The following is an 18509-nucleotide window of genomic DNA, read 5'->3' on the forward strand; positions in this document are numbered from 1 at the left end:
GGATATCACGCGTCGAGCGGCTGCCGACACCGATCGCCGTTCGATACTCGCCATAGAACGATCGTCGAGAATCGAGCATCGTCGGATCGATCGGATCAGGCCGCATCCTTGCGTTACATGCTTGCGAGCAGCTTCCCGAGTTTCTTGCCCGCGTAGCGCGCCTGCGCGACGCTCAGCGCCGAATAGCCGACGACCACGCCGGCGGGCAGCGCCGCGCGCTTGCAGAACGCCCGCAACGGCTGGAGCGCCAGGCCGGCCTTCGTGGCATGCGCGACGAAGGCGCCTTCGTCGATGCCCTGCCCGAGCCATAGCACGAAATGAAATCCGGCGTGCTCGCCGGAAATCGCGTAGCGGCCGTCGGCGTGCTGACGGAGCTGCTCGAGCACGGCATCGCGGCGCTGCAGGTAGGCGTGACGGCTCGTCCGCAGATGCTTCGCGAAATCGCCGCTGCCCACGAAGCTCGCCAGCGCGAGTTGCTCGGTCGTGCCGACCGAGCGTCCGATGATGCGCCAGAGCGCCGACATCGACGATTGCAACGACGCCGGCACGACCATGAACCCGACGCGGATGCCCGAAAAAAGCGTCTTGTTGAACGAGCCGCAGTAGATGACCCGGTCGTGCACGTCGAGCGATTTCAGCGCGGGCAGCGGCGCCGACTGATAGCTGAATTCCCCGTCGTAGTCGTCTTCGATCACCCAGGCCTGGCGGGTATGCGCCCAATCGAGGAGATCGAGGCGGCGCGAGACCGACATCGTCACGCCGAGCGGAGACTGATGTGCGGGGGTCACGTAGGCGGCGACGGCGTTGCGATGATCGGTCAACGCGCGCGTGTCGATGCCTTCCCGATCGACCGGAATGCAGACCGAATGGGCGCCCGCCAGCTCGAAGATTCTCTGCGCCGTTTGATAGCCCGGATCTTCCATCAGGACTTGGCTGTTCTTGCCGAGGATCGTCCGGGCAAGCAGATCGATCGAATGCCTGATGCCGGTCGTGATGAAGATGTCGGCCGCGCCGCACGGGATGCCGCGATATTTGCCCAGATACTCGGCGATCTGCTCGCAAAGCGACTCGGCGCCTTGCGGCGACATCGCGCACAGCTCGGCCGGCGTCGCTTCGGACAGGCCTTTGCCGACGTGCTTCTTCCAGTTCCGCACCGGCAGCAGAGCCGGGTCGGCCAAGCGCGCGACGAACGGGACGCCTGCCCGGACCGAACCATCCGGTTCGGCCACGCGCTTTCGCGGGGCTTTCTCGGCCGGCGCTTTGCGTGGAGGGGATGCAAGCTTTTGCGGGCGTCCCGTCCACGACAGGTAGTTGTCGGGGACGACCGCGCTCACTCGCGTGCCCGAGCCGTGCGAGCGGGCGATGTAGCCTTCGGAGCACAGGCGGTCGAACGCCGCCTCGACCGTGCCGCGTGCGACGCCCCACCGCGCGGCGAGCGTGCGCGAGGACGGCAGGACGCTGTCGCCGGGCAGCAGCTTGCCCAAGATGGCGTCGCGGAGCGCATCGCTGATGCAGTCCTGCTTCGACTGCGCGGAGCGCTCGGACAGGCCGGGAGGGCGCGGCAAGTCGAGCGGGATCGCGGTTTTTCCTCGCGACATAGTGGTCTAATTCGCGTTTTATTATGTGGCTCTTCAGCTTATACCACATCGTATTTAAATTTCGGCCAGCAGCCATGCCAAACATTCCGAGGGCCAATTGGATACAGCGGATATCAGCGAGGAATTCACGATCGCCGTCATCGGGAGCGGCGCGCTCAGCGTCGCCTTTCTTCGACAGTTCACTCGGCTCGTGACGCGGGGCGTTGCGGCGCGCAATCGAAACAAGATGGCGGCATAGGCCGGACCCAGATGAAAACCACCGACAAGAGGACATTGCCCGACTGGGGCTGGCTACTGCTGTTGATGCTCGTCGTGTGTCTGCCGCGCGTGACGATCGACGCATATCTTCCGTCGCTGCCCGCGATGGCGGACGCGCTTCACGGCACCGATGCGCAAATTCAATTGACGCTCACGATGTACATGGTCGGCTATGCGCTGTCGATGCTGATAGCCGGTCCGCTTTCCGATCGGTACGGGCGCAGGCCGGTGCTGCTGGGCGGCATGCTCGTGTATCTTTGCGCGACCGTCGCATGCGCGCTGGCGACGAGCATTCCGGCCATCGTCGTTGCGCGGATCTTTCAGGCGCTCGGCGGCTGCAGCGGCACCGTGATCGGTCGCGTCATCGTGCGCGAGCGTTTCGATACGACGATGCAGGCGACGATGCTCAGCCGGATTTCGGCCGGCATGGCGTTGTCGCCCGTCGTCGCGCCGCTCGCCGGCAGCGTCGTCGCGCAATGGTTCGGCTGGCGCGGCGTCTTTGCGTTACTGGGGCTGGCCGGAACGGCGGCTGCGCTGACGGTGCATCGCTACTTGCCCGAGACGCGCGTGCGCGATGCAGCGAACGAGCGCCACGCGGGCCTGCTGAAAACCTACTTGTTGCTGCTCGGCGACCGCCGGTTCGATCGCTATTCGCTTGCAATCAGCTTCGTGTATTGCACGTACTTTCCATTCATCGCCGAATCGTCGACGCTGTTCCAGCGGACGCTTCATGTGTCCGGCACGGTCTATGCGGCGATATTCGGCGTCACGGTGCTTGGCTATCTGATCGGATCGAGCATCTTTCGCCGAACCAGCCGCCGATGCGGGGTCGACGCGATCATTTCGGCGGCGGCGCTCGTCAATCTGTTCGGCGCGGCTGCACTGTGGATCTGGACGTCCGCCGCGTCGTCATCCGTCTGGTCGATCGTCGTCCCGATGTTCGTCGTCATGGTTTCCGTCGGCGTCGCGATCCCGGCCTGCCAGTTTGCCGTGCTGCAGCCGTTCGCGAAGATCGCCGGCACAGCTTCCGGGCTCTTCTTCTTTATTCAGATGGCGATCACCGCGGGCTGCGGCGGGATATTGAGCGCGCTGTCGGACGGCTCCGCGCGACCCATGGCCGTGATGACCGCCGCTTCGAGCGCGGCGCTCCTGGTCGTCGCGCTCTTTCGGCAGTGGGAAGTCCGTTGGCCGCTGAAAGGCTTGCTGTCGCGAGGCTGACGGGGCAGACGTTCGATCGCATCGCGGGTTCGAAGCCGGCGGTGTGCTTCGAACTCGACGTGCCGGACTTGTTCTCGGCGCTGGTTCATCCGTCGAGCGATCGGGCGGAGACGGTTCGCTGCCGCACGTGAGTCTCCCACGTGCTTACTTCGCGTTGTTCTCCAGCTTGGCCTCCGCGCCGGCGATGAAAATTCGCAGGCCGCGCTCGAACAGCGCGTCGGCGCTCGCGGATCGCAGCGACGCCCAGCCGCGTGCGACGAGGATGCGTAGCGGCGTCCGGACCGGTGTCGTCATTCGACGAAGGCGCGTCCATCCTCTCGTCGGCTTGCTCCTCCAGCACCCAGCCGACGACGAAGCGGCCGAGCGCGATCATCAGGCCGAACGCCGCATCCGGCGAGAAACCCGTGTTGCACCGGAAGCGCATCGTCGCTTCGAATCGGCAAGGCCGGGCGCTCGGTGTCGCGCGCCCGGTGATGGCGATCGCGTGGAGCGTCACCGGTTTGCTGATCAACCCGCTGCCATGGCTCGGCGAAACGGGGCCATTGTTTGTCGGCGGGATCGGTTTTCTGTTCAGCTTCGCGATGCTGCTCGCCTATCGGCAACGGCGTGCGCCGGCCGGCGAGGCGCAGTAGCCGAAGCCGAAGCCGAAGCCGCGTCGGCACGGCGACGCGTTCAGATGTTCCATTGCGTCGAGGTATCGTGCAGGCGCTGCCGCAACTGCTCGATTTCGTGCGACAGCTTCGCCGTCAGCGACACGTACCCGGACAACTGCGCGGGCGGCGCGTTTTCGCTGAATGGCGCGGCGGACCCGGCCAGCGGCCCGAGCCGGCTCAGCGTACCGAACTTGAGCGCGCGGCCGGCGCCGACGAGCATCTCCTGAATCCGCCGGTTGCTCGCCTTCATCTGGACCTGGACGAATCGTCTGCCGGCTTCGTCGTCGGCGCCGGGCTGCAGGTTCGACAGAATCTCGAGCGAGCTGATGCACAGCCGCAGATCGCGCTGGATCGCCTCGAGCTGCGGCATCGACACGGAACTCTCCTTCGATACCGACGGCATCAGCGAGCGAAGCTGGACGAGGAGCGTATTGAGCTTCGCCATGTCCTTCAGATGCTCGTTGTCGCTCACGTAGCGCTCGCCCGCGATTCGCGCATGGACGGCCGCGCAGCCGCGCAGCGCGTCGGCGAGCTTGTAGCGCCACGAGTAGGTTGCGTATAGCGGCAGCGCGAACGAGAAGGCCAGCGCGATCACGATGCCGTTCAGCACGTTCACCGCGCGCCAGAGGCCGTCGGCGATCTCGTTGTCGCCGTGGCCGGCGACGATCACCATCGTGATCGCGGACAGCAGCGCGATGTAGCCGGCCTTGCCGATTGCGTGATATGCGCAGACGCCGCACGCGACGCTCATGACGAGAAACGTCAGCGGCGATAAATGCACCGTGGTCTGAAGCAGGATCAGCAGCAGGCCGGCGATCGCGCCGATCAGCGTGCCGAGCGCGCGTTCGGCGGCCTTCTTGCGGATGTTGCCGTGGTGCTGGAGGCCGCCGATCACGATCAGCACCGTGATCGTCGCCCATTCGCCGTGCGGAACGCGCAGCCCGGTCGTCAGTGCGATCGAGACCAGCACGCTCAGCGCGACGCGCGCCGCGTGGATCAGTTTCGCGTGGCGGTAGCGGCGGTAAGGATCGAGCACCAGGCGCAGCGCGTTGCGGACGAAGCCGGGCAGGCGGGTTTGTAAGATCGACGTCATGAAGCTGCGGAGTGGGCGAGAAGGCTGCCCGCCATGCGCGACGCGCGATGAGGCGGGGTCGATCGTTACGCTAACCTAAGCATGATGCGCTGTCCATCTCGGCGAAAACGCAACGCGGCGATTCGTCTGCGTGACGCGGGCGTGGCGGGTCGCGCGACGCGCGGTTCGTCGAGAACGGCTGCGGACGGATGCGCCGGCCGACACGGCTGCGGAATATCGATTCGATGTCCGATCGATGTGCTTTCGGTCCCGGCAGTTCGGTCCGGGGCGGCATGCTTGCTTCGTCGTTACCGGACGACTGCCTCGCGCGGGATGTAACGTGTGGCGGTGCGATGCAGCGAAGCCCTTCGGGCGATGATGTCGCGTCGATGCGGCGGGGCGCGCAATGTGGACGTCTCCGTCGCGCTACCGGGCCGAGGCCGCGATCTGAAGGCGCGACCGATGGACTGTCTGGCGGCGATGGCGTCCTTTGCCGGTGTCGTGGAGGCGGGTTCGTTCTCGCGCGTCGCGCGCTACGCGCCGCGAAACCGGTCGCGATAGGCGTGCAGCGAAGTATCGAATGCACGCGCGAAGCTGCGACGCAGCGTCGCGACGCTGCCGAACCCGCAGCGTTGCGCGATCTGCTTGACAGGCAGCGCGGTTTCGCCGAGCAGGTTCCGCGCGGTCTCGATCCGGATGCGCTCGACCGCTTTCGCAGGCGTCGTGCCGAACGTGTTCCGATAGTGGCGCACGAAGCTGCGCTCGCTCATGTTCACGCGCGCCGCGAGCGTCGGCACCGACAGGTCCGCGGTCAGATGGCGCCGGATCCACGCATGGAGATCGGCGAACTGCCCGGACGCGCTCTGCAGCTCGATCGACGTGCTGAACTGCGCCTGGCTGCCGGGCCGCACGAGGAACACGACGAGATGGCGCGCGACCGCGAGCGCGAGCGTATGGCCGCAGTCGTTCGTCACGAGGCGCAGGCACAGGTCGATGCCGGCCGTGACGCCCGCCGACGTCCAGATCGGCCCGTCCTGCACGAAGATCGGCGCGCGCTCGACGCGCACCTGCGGATAGCGCCGCGCGAGTTCGTCGCAGCACTGCCAGTGCGTGACCGCGCGGCGGCCGTCGAGCAGTCCGCACGCGGCGAGCAGGAACGCGCCGCTGCAGATCGATACGACGCGCCTCGCCTGCCGTGCGTGCGCGCCGAGCCATGCGAGCGTGTCGGCGTCGCGCGCCGCCGCGTCGACGCCGATGCCGCCCGCGACGATCACCGTGTCCGCCGGCGCGTCGACGGGCGGAAGCGGTTGCGTCGACAGCGACACGCCCGTCGGCGTCGGCACGCTGCGCCGGCCGCGCGCGACGACGCGGATGTCGTACGGCTCGGCCGCGCCGGTGTCGCGCGCGAGTTCGTTGGCGCTCGACAGCACCTGCAGCGGACCCGACAGGTCCAGGAGATTCACGTCCGGAAAGACGAGGATGTAGACGATCATGCACGCATCGGGGAAGCGTTGGCGGAAACTGCAACCAGTTTGGCACAACCGCCAATCGACTGCGCGCTAAGCTGATTGTCATGCGGGGCGTTGCGTTTCGTCCCGCGCATCCTGCGTCACATCATCTCTTTTCGAAAAAGGACGACCCGTGTCCCCGACTGCACAACGACCTCTGAAAATCGGCTTTCTCCTCGCGCCCGGCGTCGCCGTGATGGATCTCTTCGGCGCGCACGCCGTGTTCGGCTTCGCGCCGCAGGCCGAGCTGCACATGCTGTGGAAGACGCGCGATGCGATCTCCGCGCTGCCGCCGTTCCCGATCGCGGCGACGACGACCTTTGCCGACTGTCCTGACGATCTCGACGCGCTGGTCGTCGGCGCGGTGCCGGCCGACGTGATCGCCGACGAAGAAGTGGTGGCGTTCGTGCGCCGGCACGCGAGCCGCGCGCGCTACGTGATCGGCATCTGCGGCGGCGTGCTGCTGCTCGGCGCGGCGGGCCTGCTGGACGGCCGCCGGGCGACGACCAATTTCCACGTGCTCGATGCGCTCGCCGACCTCGGCGCACAGCCCGTCGGCGGCGGCGACGTGGTGATCGACGGCAATCTGTATACGGCCGGCCCGGCCACGGGCGGCTTCGAGGCGGCGCTGCTCGTGCTGGCCGAATTGCGCGGCGTCGAGCAGGCGAAGCACGTCGAGCTGACGATCGAATATCATCCGCGCCCGCCGTTCAACGTCGGCACGCCGGAGCTGGCCGGCCCGGCGCTGGCGAACGAGGTGCTGGCCGCCCATGCGTGGTTCTTCGATCCGTGCAAGGACGCCGCGCGGGCGATGTACGGGCGCGGGCGCTGAGCGCGGGCGAACGTGCGACGCGGCTCGATTCGGCGGGAACGCGGCCGGTTCCGTCGAATGCGTCGAATCCGTATCGATCGGCGATGAGCGCGCGCATGATTCGAGCGGACGGCCGCCCGGCTGGCGCGGTGAAAGACGGGAGCGCGCCGCGGCACCGTCGCATCCGAATCGATCGACGATGAGCGCGAGCGCGCCCCGTGCTCGGTGCGATGAACGGGGAAGGGCGTCGTGCGCCCCGTCGAATCGACGGACGACGATGCGCACGCGGGTCCGAGATGGACCGCCGCGCGTCGGGATGACGAAGGAAGCGCGCGGGTGGGCGATAAAAAAACGGCGCCGCGCTCGTGCGCGCCGCCGCTCGCGTCACAAGGACGTCAGCGCGTGAGCGCCGAGAAGCCGTCGAGCAGGCGTTCGACGTCCGCCGGCTCGATTGCGCCCATCGTCGACACGCGGAACAATTCGTTCGACAGCCCGCCCTGGCCCGCGTAGATCACGAAGCCGCGCGCCTTGAGACCGTCGTGCAACTGCTCGTACGCGACGCCGGCGGGGAGCCGGTAAGCGCGCAGCACGACCGACGATTCGCCGTCCGGCAGCACGAGCGGCATCCCGCGCGCGGCGAGCCCGGCGCGCGCCTGCTCGGCGAGCGCCGCGTAGCGCGCGTGGCGCGCGCGCCAGCCGCCTGCTTCGTCGAATTCGCGCAGCGCTTCGACGAGCGCGTAGTACGCGTGCACCGATGGCGTGAACGGCGTGTTGCGCACGTCCTGCAGCTTCGCGAGCCGCCCGAGATCGAGGTAGTACGTGCGGCTCGCGGCCGACGCGAGCGCGCGGCGGCGCACGATCACGAACGCCGCGCCCGGCACGCCGTGCAGGCACTTGTTCGCGGTCGCGGCGACGGCGTCGATGTCGCCGCCCGCGAAATCGATCGCTTCCGCGCCGAAGCTGCTCACGCCGTCGACGAGCATCCGCACGCTGCGCGCGCGGCACACGGCGGCGAGCGCGTCGAGGTCGTTCAGGCGCCCTGTCGTCGTCTCGTGATGGATCACGGCGACGTGCGTGATCGCGCGATCGGCGTCGAGCTTCCCGGCGACGCGGGCGAGATCGGGCGCCTGCATCCAGTCGTGCTTCAGCACGTCGTGCGCGATCCGGTATTGCGTCGCGATCTGCGTGATCCGCTCGCCGTACACGCCGTTCTCGATCACGAGCAGCTTGCCGTTTTCGGGGACGAGCGCGGCGATCATGCTCTCGACGGCGGCCGTGCCGGAGCCCGTCATCAGCACCGCGCTCCATTCGTCCGGATCGAGCGCGTAGGCGGCGACGAGCCGTGCGCGCGCCTCGTCCTGCAGATCGAAGAACTCGCTTTCGCGGTGGCACAGGTCCGGCTGGAGGAGGCTGCGGCGCACGCGCTCCGTCAGCGTCACGGGACCGGGGTTCAGCAACAGCATCTTCTACTCCTTGTCAGGTTCGCGTCGCGCCGATGTGGCGCATCAGGCGCGTTTTCACGTCGACGGGCGTCACGGTCGGGCGGGGCAGGCCGTCGGGCACGCCGGTGCGGATCGCGAGCCGAGCGAAGTGCGCGCCGCCTCGCTGCGCCGCCTGCTCGCCCACGCGCGCGGCGTCGAGCGCCGCATCGAGCATGCCGAGGTCGTCGCCTTCGATCGCCGACGCATAGCCGCACGCGGCCGCGACCCTCGCGAACGACACGTATTGCGACACAGTCGCCTGGCCGCCCGTCGATTCGTGCGCGCCGTTGTCGAGCAGCAGATGCACGAGGTTTGACGGCCCGTACGCGCCGAGCGTCGCGAACGCGCCCATCCGCATCAGTGCGGCGCCGTCGCCGTCGACCGCGACGACCGACAGATCCGGCCGCGCGAGTGCGAGGCCGAGCGCAAGCGGCGTCACGCAGCCCATCGAGCCGACCATGTAAAGCTGGTTCGGGCGATCGTCGAGCGCGTACAGTTCGCGGCCGCAGAAGCCTGTCGAGGCGAGCACGACCGTCGAATCGGCCGGCGTGCGCTCGACGATCCGCGCGAGCGCGTCGCGACGCGTCGGCCAGTCGGCGTGCGCGGCGGCGCACTGCGTCGAACGCGCGGCGACGTGCGCGCGGCGCTCGGGCATCGCCGCGCGCTTCAGCTCGTACGGCGCGACGCTGCCCTTCTGCATCACCAGCGCGTACGGGCGACCCGTCGCGTCCATGTGCGCGATCGCGCGGTCGAGCGCCGGGCCGATCGCGTCCGCGTCGGTCGGGAACGTTTCCCACGGGATTTCCATCGTATCGAGCATCGCCGGCGTGACCGGGCCCATCAGCGCGTGCTGCGGCTCGTCGGGCACGCCCGGCTGGCCGCGCCACGTGACGATCAGGAGCTGCGGCAGCCGGAACATCCACGTGAGCGACGTGAGCGGGCTCACCGCGTTGCCGAGCCCCGAGTTCTGCATCATCGCGATCCCGCGCCGGCCGCCGAGCGTCGCGCCCGCGACGAGCGCGACCGCATCGCCTTCGTTCGCCGCCGACACGTAATGGAGCGCCGGGTCCTGCAGCACGTAATTGATGAACGGCGTCAGATACGAGCACGGGACGCCGGCGTACCAGTCGAAGCCGCGTTCGCGCGCCGCCTCGACGAACTGCGCGGCTTCGATCATCTCGCGCCTCCGTTGACCGTGTTCTGTTCCGCGTACGGCGTCTGGCCGTGCGCGAAGTCGCCCGCGCGGCGGAAGTCGTCGAGATCGTTGACGCCGCGCCAGTGGCCGTGCACGTATTGCACCTCGATCTTCTCGCCCGCGTCGACGAGCGCGTTCAGGAGCGCCGGCAGATCGAGCGAATCGAAATCGTCACGGGCCTTCAGCGCGTCGAGCATCGCCTTGAGCCGCGCGACGCCCGCGCCGCGTACGTTGAGGAGACCGATCCAGCGGCCGTGCGGCTCGCCTTCGCCCGCATCGCTCGACACGCGGCGCAGCAGGGCCTTCTGGCCGAACAGCCCGCGGTCGTCGGCGGCCGAGCACAACGCGAAGTCGCGCACGCTCCGGTTCGACGGCTGCGTCTGCGACGAATCGACGACGACGCTGAACTCGGCCTCGCTCTCGGCGAGATCGCGCAGGATGTAGCTGCGAAACAGCAGGTCGCCGTACGAGATCACGGTGTCGCCCGAGAGGCGCTCGGCCGCGCAGGCGAGCGACGCGAGCTCGCCCGTTTCCGCGTGCCGCTCGTTGACGACGAGCTTCACGCCGGACGTGTCGATCGCGTCGGCGCGATAGCCGCCGACGACCGTGATGTCGTTCACGCCCTGCTTCTTGAAGCCGTCGACGAGCCAGCGCAAGAGCGGCTTGCCGGCGACCGGCAGCATCACCTTCGGCTTGTCTTCGGTGACGGCCTCGAGCCCCGCGCCGCGGCTCGCCGCGAGCACGAGCGCGGCGTTCGACGCGCGCGAGCTCGACGACAGGTAGATCCGCTCGGCGGCTGAGTATTCGTCGGCATCCTGCAGGCGGAAGATCTCGTTGACGCTCGCGACGCGCTCCTCGACGTTGACGAGCGTCTCGCTGTCCTGAATTTCTCGGGCGACCGCCTGCATCGCGGACGCGGACGCGCGGATCAGATGGTTCGCCCAGATCACGGTGCTGATGCCGGCCTGGCGGAACACGTCGGTGGGCGTGCTGTAATACTTGGTCGGCACGATGACGAGCGGCGCGCGGCCGCTCCATTCGCGCGCGAACTGCAGGATTTCGTCGGGACGCGACAGCTTGCTGTGGATCAGGATCGCGTCCGCGCCCGCCTCGGCATACGCGTTCGCGCGGCGCAGCGCCTCGTCCATCCCCCAGCCGGCGATCAGCGCCTCGACGCGCGCGACGATCGAGAAATCCGGATCGCTCTGCGAATCCTTGCCGGCCTTGATCTTGCCGCAGAACTCGTCGACCTCGGCGAGCGGCTGGCGCTCGCCGTCGATGAAGCTGTTGGTCTTCGGGAACTGCTTGTCCTCGATGCACACGCCGGCGATGCCGCGCTGCTCGAGCTTTTTCACGAGACGGCGGACGTTGTTGAAGTTGCCGTAGCCGGTGTCGCCGTCGAGCAGGATCGGCAGATCGCTCGCGTCGGCCATGAATTCGAGCACGTCGACGACCTGCGTCCAGCTCGCCTCGTTGTTGTCGCGCACGCCGAATTGCGCGGAGATCGCGAGTCCCGACGCCCAGATCCCCTTGAAGCCCGTCTCGCGGACGATCCGCGCGGACAGGCCGTTGTGCGCCTCCATCAGGAATTCGAGCTCGTTGCTCGTCAGCATCCGTCGCAGCCGCGCGCTGCGCGATTCGGTGAAGTTCGGTTCGCGTGCATTCATCGGATGGCCCCTATCGTGCGTTGGATTTGTGGCAAGACTTCGTCGCGCGCCCGCGCGACGTCCCCCGGAAAATCGATTTCGATCCACGGCGCGCCCGTCACGTCCGCGATGTCGAACGTGCGGCCGCCTTCGAGCAGCAGGTCGCGCACCGCCTCTTCGTGCGGCATGTTCGCGCGGCCGCCGTCGACGTAGCCCGCGACGATCTCGGCGAGCCGCCGCGCGGTGCCTTCGCTGAAGCGGAAGAAGCCGACCGATTCGCCGATCGTGTCGTACTCGAGGCCCGCGGCGACCTGCTTGCGCAACTCGACGGGCACGCCGTCCTTCACGCACAGCTTGACGGGCTCGTCGCCCGTTTCGAAATCGCGGTCGATCAGGAGGCGATCGACCGCGCGCGACGGATCCGCGACGAGCGCGTGGAGGATGCTGTCGTCGTAGAGCACATCGGCGTCCATCAGCAGCACGTCGCCGCCGCGCGTGAGCGCGTCGGCGACCGTGTGGACGGTCAGCACGCTGCCGAGGTCGTGGCGCGGGTTCAGCGCGATCTCGGCCTGTCGGTTCAGGCGCGCGAGCTCGGCTTCGACCTTCTCGGACTGGAAGCCGAGCGCGAGCACGATTTCGTCGACGCCGGCCGCGTCGAGCACGCGCAGGTGCCGCTCGAGGAGCGACGTATCGTCGAAGCGCAGCAGGCACTTCGGGAATTGCGCCTCGGGAGGCAGTTGCAGGCGCAGGCCTAAGCCCGCCGCAAGAATGATGGCTCGCATGAGTTCTCCACGCAAAGGACGCCGACCGTCGCGTCGTCGGATCAGTCGGCGATCGGCTGCGGCGCGCGCCGCCGCTGCCAGTTTCTTTCACTGAAATGCAGATACAGGATGCCGGGCAGGCCGAGCGCGAGCTCGCGCGCGCGCTTCGCGAGCGACAGCGCGAGCGCCGCGTCGGGCGGCAGCCCGACGAGCGGCGCGAGCAGCAGATAGCCGCCTTCCTGCGCGCCGAGCGAGCCCGGGATCGCGAACGCCGCGCCGCGGATCGCCTGCCCGACGCTCTCGAGAAGCAGCGCGTCGAGCCAGCTCACCGGGTGGCCGAGGAAGTGCAGCGCGAGCCACACTTCGGCGGTGCCGACGACCCAGCCGATGAAGCTCAGCGCGAACGTCGAGCGGACCTTCGCACGTTCGCTGTATAGCCTGCCGACCGCGTCGTCGATCGCGTCCGCGCGCGTCGCGAGCGACGACCAGTCGCGCGGGCCGAACAGCTTCGACGCGGCGCGCAGGCTGCGTCCGAACAGGCCGCGGCGCTGCACGAAATAGAAGAGCGCGGCGCAGCCGCCCAGCACCGCGGTCGCGACGAGCGCCGGCATGCGCAGATGCGCGGCGGCTTCGTGCGTCGCGTACGCGCTGAACACCGCTATGCCGACGAGCGCGAACACCATCTGCGCGAGCGCCTGCATCGTCGTGCTGACCGTGATCGCGGCCGCCGCGTCCGCGAGGCGCGTGCCGCGCTGCGCGAGATAGCGGACCATCAGCACCGGCCCGCCGATCTGCCCGGCGGGCAGCAGGCTGTTCACCGATTCGCCGACCCAGCGCGCGCGCAGCGCGTCGCCGAGCTCGCTGCCCGGCTCGCCGCGGCGGAACATCACCGCGATCGCGGCCGCGTCGATGACGAGCGGCACCAGATGGAACGCCGCGACGAGCGCGAGCCCCCAGCCGGCCGCGAACAGCGTCGCCGCGACCGCGCCGAAGCCCTGCCACGCGAGGAGGGCGACGAACGCCGCTGTCCCGAGCGACAGCAGGATCATGCCGGTGCGCGTCATGGGCGCGACGGGCGGCGCGCGGCCGTTTGCCTGGTTTGCTTGAATACCTGACGGAAGCCGAAGTACGCGATCGCGTCTTTCATGTTCGACACGAAGCGCTTCCACGGCCGCATGCCAGGGTCGGTCACGTACTCGAACGTCAGCGATACGCGGATCTCGTTCTCGCCGAGCGGCGTTACACGGTGGCGCAGCTTGTCGCCGTCGAAGAACACGATGCCGCCGTGCGCGATCTGCACCGAGCCCGGCGCGTCGGGCACGTCCGGGTTGCGCGTGTGCAGCTCGTAATCGAGACGGGACGACGAATCGTCGATCACGCCGAAGAGCAGCGTGTAGCGGCGACCGTCGTAGTACGACGTGTCGTAGTGCCAGCCGATGTGGTCGCCCGGCTTCGTGTAGTAATAGAGCGCGTACGCGTGCGGATCGTCGTCCGGCGACGGCAGCAGCTTGTCGCCCGTCAGTGTCTCGAGGAGGCCGACGAGCGCCTTCGAGCGGTACAGCTCGGCGATGAGCGGCGCTTTCGCATCGATCGTGTGGCGGCTCACGCTGCCGCCTTGCTTGTGGCCCGGCAGATAGTTGCGGTTGATGTCGGGCAGGAGCGCGCGGGCGCAGTCGGCGAGCCGACCGGCGAGATCCTTCGGCAGGAAGTCGTCCAGATAGAGAAACGCGTCCTGGCGCGCGAACTCGCCGCGCAGGCGTGCGGCGTCGAGCGCGCCGATGCGCGCGGCGACGGCTTCGTCGAGCGTGCCGTGCACCGCGCGAGCTTCGATGTCCGTGATCATTTGGTTGGTTGGATTTCGGTTGAATTGAGCGCGCGGGACGCGTTGCCGCGGCGCGCGATGCGCCAGTAGTCGATCACGACCCACGCCGCGAAGAGCGGCGCGCCGATCGCCGCCGCGAGGAGGAACGGCTCGACGCCGTCGAGCAGCGTGACGACGGGCAGCAGATACAGGACGTCCTCGGTCTCGAAGCCGCCGGCGAACGCCTGCTTCGTGCCTGCCTTGCCGGCGAACGACTCGATCCGCATCCGCAGGAAGAAGATCAGCGCGACGGCCGCGCCCGCGACGGCACCGAGCAGCACGGGCGACGCGGCCATCTGGCCGCCCGCCGCGACGACGCCGACGCCCATGCTGACGAAGAGGGCGACCGTGACGAGCGCGTCGCTCGCGAGGTCGTAGAAGTGGCCGAGCTTGCTCGACTGGCCGCTGATTCGGGCGAGTTCGCCGTCGGTGTGATCGACGAAATTGGACAGCACGATCAGGAACGCCCCCGCGTTGATCCAGCCGAAGCCGGGTTGCGCGAGGCACCAAGCGCCGGCGAGGCCGATCAAAAGACGCAGCGTGGTCAGGTGGTTGGGCGTGACCGGTGTGCCGACGAGCGGCGTAACGAGCCGGCGTGCGAGCCGTGCATCCCAGGTGCGGGGCGGCGGGCTCGCAACACGGTTGGCGGTGGATTTTCTTTGGTCCATCGGCGAAATATATACGGAATTGTAATTTATTGCTTTTTCATGACTGCGGCGCTCCATTGCGCGCTCGGGAGCGGTCAGTGTAAGGTTTGGCCCTTGCCGGGAGCGGGTCTCCGGGTTGTTGCGATCGTCTCCGGCGTCGCGGCGCGCATGTCGCCCGGATTTGATTTCGGGCAAATATCCAGCAAATCCGGCAAGTTACTTTTGCATCGGATGGACACTGTGCTGTGGTGCGGTCTGCGATACTCCGGCCGTGCTTCCACTGCCGGCCCGCAATCGCCGTCCGCGCCGGAAGCGCGCGCCACTCCGGAGACACCCCCTGCGGCGCCGCGTCGCCAGATCTAATACAACCGTTCGACATTCAGCCATGCCAACCTCTCGTATCCTCGCACCTAGTCTGCGCTCCCTCGTCCGCACCGCCGACGAGGCCGCCGCGCTGATCGGCCCGAACATGACCGTCGCGATGAGCGGCTTCACCGGCTCCGGGTATCCGAAAGCGGTGCCGGCCGCACTCGCCGCGCGGATCGCCGCCGCGCATGGGCGCGGCGAAGACTTCCGCATCAACGTGCTGACGGGCGCGTCGACCGCGCCCGAGCTCGACGGCGCGCTCGCGAAGGCGAACGGCATCTCGATGCGTCTGCCGTATCAGTCCGATCCGACGCTGCGCGACAAGATCAACGCGGGCGAGCTCGACTATCAGGACATTCACCTGAGCCACGTCGCGCAGTACGCGTGGTTCGGCCTGTTCGGCGAGCTGGACGTCGCGATCGTCGAAGTCGCGGGCATCCGCGAGGACGGGCGCCTGATTCCGTCGGCGTCGATCGGCAACAACAAGACCTGGCTCGACCAGGCGAAGCGCGTGATCCTCGAAGTGAATTCGCGCCAGCCGCTCGGCCTCGACGGGATGCACGACATCTATTACGGCACCGCGCTGCCGCCGAACCGCAAGCCGATTCCGCTCGTGAAGAGCGACGACCGGATCGGCGAGCCGTATTTGCACTGCCCGGCCGAGAAGATCGTCGCGATCGTCGAGACCGACGCGCCCGACCGCAGCAACGCGTTCGCGGCGCCGGACAAGACGTCGAAGCAGATCGCCGGGCTCCTGATCGATTTCCTGCGCCACGAGATCAAGCGCGGCCGCCTGCCCGAAAACCTGCTGCCGCTGCAGTCGGGTGTCGGCAACATCACGAACGCGGTGCTCGCCGGTCTCGGAGAAGGCGGCTTCTCGAACCTGACCGCGTATACCGAAGTGATTCAGGACGGCATGCTCGACCTGCTCGCGAACGGCACGCTGAGCTTCGCATCGGCGACCGCGCTGTCGCTGAGCCCGGATGCGGTGAAGCGCTTCGCCGACGAGATCGACACGTTCCGCACGAAGATCGTGCTGCGTCCGCAGGAGATCAGCAACCATCCGGAACTCGTGCGGCGTCTCGGCATCGTCGCGATGAACGGGATGATCGAAGCCGACATCTATGGCAACGTCAACTCGACGCACGTAATGGGCACGAAGATCCAGAACGGGATCGGCGGCTCCGGCGACTTCGCGCGCAACGGCTATCTGTCGTGCTTCATGTCGGCGAGCACCGCGAAAGGCGGCGCGATCTCGCGGATCGTGCCGATGGCGAGCCACGTCGACCATACTGAGCACGACGTCGCGGTTGTCGTGACCGAGCAGGGGCTCGCGGATCTGCGCGGGTTGTCGCCGAAGCAGCGCGCACGCAAAGTCATCGCGAACTGCGCGCATCCCGACTACCGCCCGATGCTCGAAGATTACTTCGAACGAGCGAGTTGCGAGAGCTTCGGCAAGCAGACGCCGCATCTGCTCGGCGAAGCGCTGTCGTGGCACGAGCGCTATGTGAGAACCGGATCGATGAAGGTCTGACGATCGGGCTTCCGGCGGTTCGGGCGGGCGGCGGCTTCCGCTTGGCCGACCGGTGAAACGGCGCGGCACCGGAAGGTGACCGCGCTGTTTTGTTTTGGCGGCGTCGTATGTGGAGGTTTGGCGAAGGTCGGCGTTGCGGTGCGGTTGCTGTGCCAAGTTGCGGGCAGACGAGCGAGCGCTGGTCGAACACGCACGCCGGTTCGGTGCGGTGGATTGCATCGCTCGCATCGTCTGCCGCGTCGACGCGCGAGCGAATCGTCATCGAGATCTCCGATTCGGTCGGTTCGGCGTTCCGGCAGGGCGACCGGATGCGACATTGCCTGCACGACGCGTTTGCACTGTTCGAGGTGCTTATATATCAGTGCGATGGGCGCAGCGCGATATTCGGCCAGGCGCGCGGGTTCCAGAGGATGTCCTCGGTCTCACCGGGAAACCGGCGGCGTACGATCTCCTTAAAAACAGTTCGTTATCCTACTGAGCGATGCGACTGGCAGCCTTGCTGGATCGATCGACACTGCTCGCACAGAGCGGACGAGCTTCAGTCCTTCCTAAGGCATCCTACGCGGAACGGATCGTGCCTTCTAGCAGGCTGTTGAAATACCTCCCGCAGACGTCATCCGAGCGGGAGGGGTAAACGTTGAAACGAGGAATCGACCAACACTGAGAGCGAAGTGATGCGCGGAGCGGACGGCTACACCGAGACGATGTTCACGATGGCGAAGCTCGATGACTTCGTGCCGGCCAATCACCCGCTGCGACCGATTCGCCTGTGGCTGAACGACGCTCTCAAGCGCATGGACGGCGTGTTCGCGCGCATGTACGAGAGCGATGCGAAAGGCGGCAGGCCGAGCATCGCGCCCGAGAAGCTGATTCGTGCGTTGTTGCTGCAAGTGCTGTATTCGATTCGCAGCGAGCGCATGCTGATGGAGCAAATCTCCTACAACATGTTGTTTCGTTGGTTTGTGGGCTTGGCGATGGACGATGCGGTGTGGGACCACTCGACGTTCAGCAAGAACCGAGACCGGTTGCTGGCGCACGATGTCATCGTGGGTTTGTTCAACGAGACGGTGGAGACGGCGCACGCACGCGGTCATCTCTCGGGCGAGCACTTCAGCGTCGACGGCACGTTGATTCAGGCGTGGGCGGGCCATAAAAGCTTCGTGCGCAAGAACACGTCCGACGACGATACGCCGCCTGGAAACGGTGTTCGCCAGCGCGAGGATTGGCACGGCGAGAAGCGCAGCAACGAAACGCATGAATCGAGCAGCGACAGTCAGGCGAAGTTGTTCCGCAAGAGTCGCAACACCGGCGCGATACTCTGCTATATGGGGCATGTGCTTACGGACAACCGGCATGGCCTGGTGGTCAACGCGCAAGTGACGCAGGCCAACGGTACGGCCGAACGCGATGCGGCGGGCGACATGCTGGCCGATGCGGCCCGACTTGCCGAGGTACCGATTACGGTGGGTGCCGACAAGAATTACGACACGGCCGGATTCGTCGCTACGTGCCGACGCAATCGTGTGACGCCGCACGTTGCACAAAACGACGCGCGCACAGGCGGCTCTGCCATCGACGGACGCACGACACGCTGGGCGGGCTACGCCATCAGTCAGCGCAAGCGCAAATGTATCGAGCAGGTGTTTGGCTGGGGCAAGACGGTTGGCCGGATTCGGCAGGTCATGTGTCGCGGGCGGGAGCGAGTCGAGCAGTTGTTCCTGCTGACGCAAGCCGCCTACAACCTCACGCGCATGCGAACGCTCGCTGCGAAAGCGGCATAGAGGCGAAAATCGGCGAGGAAATGACATCGAATCGGCCCGAACTAAGAGACGGTTTCATAAAGACTGGTCGGCCCGCCGAAGGGTATTCCAGCAGATCAGGCAGCAACCGAGTTTGAGGA

At 67.3% G+C, this 18509-nt stretch carries 16 protein-coding genes and 1 pseudogene; 5 read left to right on the top strand and 12 right to left on the bottom strand.

All coding sequences use genetic code 11. The features are described 5' to 3' along the window. Positions 1–113 precede the first annotated feature (113 nt). Entirely contained in the window at positions 114–1598 is a 1485-nt protein-coding gene (gene pdxR, locus WS69_RS23920; protein ID WP_059473144.1) for a MocR-like pyridoxine biosynthesis transcription factor PdxR, read from the bottom strand. Positions 1599–1847: 249 nt separating this feature from the next. On the opposite strand from pdxR, the gene WS69_RS23925 reads away from it, so the two are divergent. Further along, positions 1848–3074 (top strand): multidrug effflux MFS transporter, encoded by a 1227-nt coding sequence (locus tag WS69_RS23925; RefSeq protein WP_059473145.1) that lies wholly within the window; start codon positions 1848–1850, stop codon positions 3072–3074. Positions 3075–3218: 144 nt separating this feature from the next. Here WS69_RS23925 and WS69_RS35085 read toward each other — a convergent pair whose 3' ends face one another. Both WS69_RS35085 and WS69_RS35730 read right to left on the bottom strand, forming a co-directional pair. Beyond that, positions 3219–3368: a hypothetical protein gene (locus WS69_RS35085; RefSeq protein ID WP_231747208.1), complete on the bottom strand. Its 150-nt coding sequence runs from the start codon at positions 3366–3368 to the stop codon at positions 3219–3221. A 25-nt stretch (positions 3369–3393) separates the two neighbouring features. Then, positions 3394–3570: pseudogene (locus WS69_RS35730) on the bottom strand (TetR/AcrR family transcriptional regulator C-terminal domain-containing protein); the annotation flags it as partial. Here WS69_RS35730 and WS69_RS32085 point away from each other — a divergent pair. Next, a complete protein-coding gene (locus WS69_RS32085) occupies positions 3548–3706 on the top strand; it encodes a hypothetical protein (RefSeq protein ID WP_156438367.1) in 159 nt (52 codons plus the stop codon). The pseudogene WS69_RS35730 and the gene WS69_RS32085 overlap by 23 nt on opposite strands. Before the next feature lie 40 nt (positions 3707–3746). On the opposite strand, the gene WS69_RS23935 is transcribed toward WS69_RS32085, so the two are convergent. Continuing rightward, positions 3747–4820, bottom strand: a complete 1074-nt coding sequence (locus WS69_RS23935; protein WP_059473147.1) for an FUSC family protein — start codon at positions 4818–4820, stop codon at positions 3747–3749. Positions 4821–5332: 512 nt separating this feature from the next. Then, a complete protein-coding gene (locus WS69_RS23940; RefSeq protein WP_059473148.1) occupies positions 5333–6292 on the bottom strand; it encodes a GlxA family transcriptional regulator in 960 nt (319 codons plus the stop codon). A gap of 148 nt (positions 6293–6440) precedes the next feature. On the opposite strand from WS69_RS23940, the gene WS69_RS23945 reads away from it, so the two are divergent. Continuing rightward, positions 6441–7139 carry a DJ-1/PfpI family protein gene (locus WS69_RS23945; protein ID WP_059473149.1) on the top strand — a complete coding sequence of 233 codons (699 nt, stop codon included), beginning with the start codon at positions 6441–6443 and terminating at the stop codon, positions 7137–7139. 374 nt (positions 7140–7513) lie between these two features. On the opposite strand, the gene WS69_RS23955 is transcribed toward WS69_RS23945, so the two are convergent. From WS69_RS23955 to WS69_RS23985, 7 genes are read right to left on the bottom strand one after another with little or no spacing between them, the layout of a single operon-like run. Continuing rightward, on the bottom strand, positions 7514–8581 hold the full coding sequence (locus tag WS69_RS23955) for a 2-aminoethylphosphonate aminotransferase (protein WP_059473151.1): 1068 nt from the start codon (positions 8579–8581) through the stop codon (positions 7514–7516). 13 nt (positions 8582–8594) lie between these two features. Continuing rightward, positions 8595–9776 (bottom strand): phosphonopyruvate decarboxylase, encoded by a 1182-nt coding sequence (gene aepY, locus WS69_RS23960; protein ID WP_059473152.1) that lies wholly within the window; start codon positions 9774–9776, stop codon positions 8595–8597. Next, positions 9773–11461, bottom strand: coding sequence for a phosphoenolpyruvate mutase (gene aepX, locus WS69_RS23965; protein ID WP_059473153.1), 1689 nt, complete (start codon positions 11459–11461; stop codon positions 9773–9775). Before aepX ends, aepY begins: the two co-directional genes overlap by 4 nt. Further along, entirely contained in the window at positions 11458–12222 is a 765-nt protein-coding gene (locus WS69_RS23970) for a phosphocholine cytidylyltransferase family protein (protein WP_059473154.1), read from the bottom strand. The genes aepX and WS69_RS23970 overlap by 4 nt, the downstream gene beginning before the upstream one ends. Before the next feature lie 41 nt (positions 12223–12263). Next, entirely contained in the window at positions 12264–13265 is a 1002-nt protein-coding gene (locus WS69_RS23975; protein WP_059473155.1) for an HpnL family protein, read from the bottom strand. Next, a complete protein-coding gene (locus tag WS69_RS23980) occupies positions 13262–14044 on the bottom strand; it encodes a 2OG-Fe(II) oxygenase family protein (protein ID WP_059473156.1) in 783 nt (260 codons plus the stop codon). Before WS69_RS23980 ends, WS69_RS23975 begins: the two co-directional genes overlap by 4 nt. Then, positions 14041–14730 (bottom strand): CDP-alcohol phosphatidyltransferase family protein, encoded by a 690-nt coding sequence (locus tag WS69_RS23985; protein WP_059473157.1) that lies wholly within the window; start codon positions 14728–14730, stop codon positions 14041–14043. Before WS69_RS23985 ends, WS69_RS23980 begins: the two co-directional genes overlap by 4 nt. Before the next feature lie 364 nt (positions 14731–15094). On the opposite strand from WS69_RS23985, the gene WS69_RS23990 reads away from it, so the two are divergent. Both WS69_RS23990 and WS69_RS23995 read left to right on the top strand, forming a co-directional pair. Further along, entirely contained in the window at positions 15095–16609 is a 1515-nt protein-coding gene (locus WS69_RS23990) for an acetyl-CoA hydrolase/transferase family protein (protein WP_059473158.1), read from the top strand. Between the two features lie 674 nt (positions 16610–17283). Beyond that, entirely contained in the window at positions 17284–18390 is a 1107-nt protein-coding gene (locus WS69_RS23995; RefSeq protein WP_059473159.1) for an IS5 family transposase, read from the top strand. The last annotated feature ends 119 nt before the right edge of the window (positions 18391–18509 follow it).

Origin of the sequence: Burkholderia sp. BDU5, assembly GCF_001522845.1 — a bacterium.
GTDB classification, from domain to species: Bacteria; Pseudomonadota; Gammaproteobacteria; order Burkholderiales; family Burkholderiaceae; genus Burkholderia; species Burkholderia mayonis.

What these genes read in the sequence shown, in the direction of transcription:
- pdxR (WP_059473144.1), bottom strand. Translation starts at nt 1,598, where the DNA reads ATGTCGCGAGGAAAAACCGCGATCCCGCTCGACTTGCCGCGCCCTCCC.
- WS69_RS23925 (WP_059473145.1), top strand. Translation starts at nt 1,848, where the DNA reads ATGAAAACCACCGACAAGAGGACATTGCCCGACTGGGGCTGGCTACTG.
- WS69_RS35085 (WP_231747208.1), bottom strand. Translation starts at nt 3,368, where the DNA reads ATGACGACACCGGTCCGGACGCCGCTACGCATCCTCGTCGCACGCGGC.
- WS69_RS32085 (WP_156438367.1), top strand. Translation starts at nt 3,548, where the DNA reads ATGGCGATCGCGTGGAGCGTCACCGGTTTGCTGATCAACCCGCTGCCA.
- WS69_RS23935 (WP_059473147.1), bottom strand. Translation starts at nt 4,820, where the DNA reads ATGACGTCGATCTTACAAACCCGCCTGCCCGGCTTCGTCCGCAACGCG.
- WS69_RS23940 (WP_059473148.1), bottom strand. Translation starts at nt 6,292, where the DNA reads ATGATCGTCTACATCCTCGTCTTTCCGGACGTGAATCTCCTGGACCTG.
- WS69_RS23955 (WP_059473151.1), bottom strand. Translation starts at nt 8,581, where the DNA reads ATGCTGTTGCTGAACCCCGGTCCCGTGACGCTGACGGAGCGCGTGCGC.
- aepY (WP_059473152.1), bottom strand. Translation starts at nt 9,776, where the DNA reads ATGATCGAAGCCGCGCAGTTCGTCGAGGCGGCGCGCGAACGCGGCTTC.
- aepX (WP_059473153.1), bottom strand. Translation starts at nt 11,461, where the DNA reads ATGAATGCACGCGAACCGAACTTCACCGAATCGCGCAGCGCGCGGCTG.
- WS69_RS23970 (WP_059473154.1), bottom strand. Translation starts at nt 12,222, where the DNA reads ATGCGAGCCATCATTCTTGCGGCGGGCTTAGGCCTGCGCCTGCAACTG.
- WS69_RS23975 (WP_059473155.1), bottom strand. Translation starts at nt 13,265, where the DNA reads ATGACGCGCACCGGCATGATCCTGCTGTCGCTCGGGACAGCGGCGTTC.
- WS69_RS23980 (WP_059473156.1), bottom strand. Translation starts at nt 14,044, where the DNA reads ATGATCACGGACATCGAAGCTCGCGCGGTGCACGGCACGCTCGACGAA.
- WS69_RS23985 (WP_059473157.1), bottom strand. Translation starts at nt 14,730, where the DNA reads ATGGACCAAAGAAAATCCACCGCCAACCGTGTTGCGAGCCCGCCGCCC.
- WS69_RS23990 (WP_059473158.1), top strand. Translation starts at nt 15,095, where the DNA reads ATGCCAACCTCTCGTATCCTCGCACCTAGTCTGCGCTCCCTCGTCCGC.
- WS69_RS23995 (WP_059473159.1), top strand. Translation starts at nt 17,284, where the DNA reads ATGCGCGGAGCGGACGGCTACACCGAGACGATGTTCACGATGGCGAAG.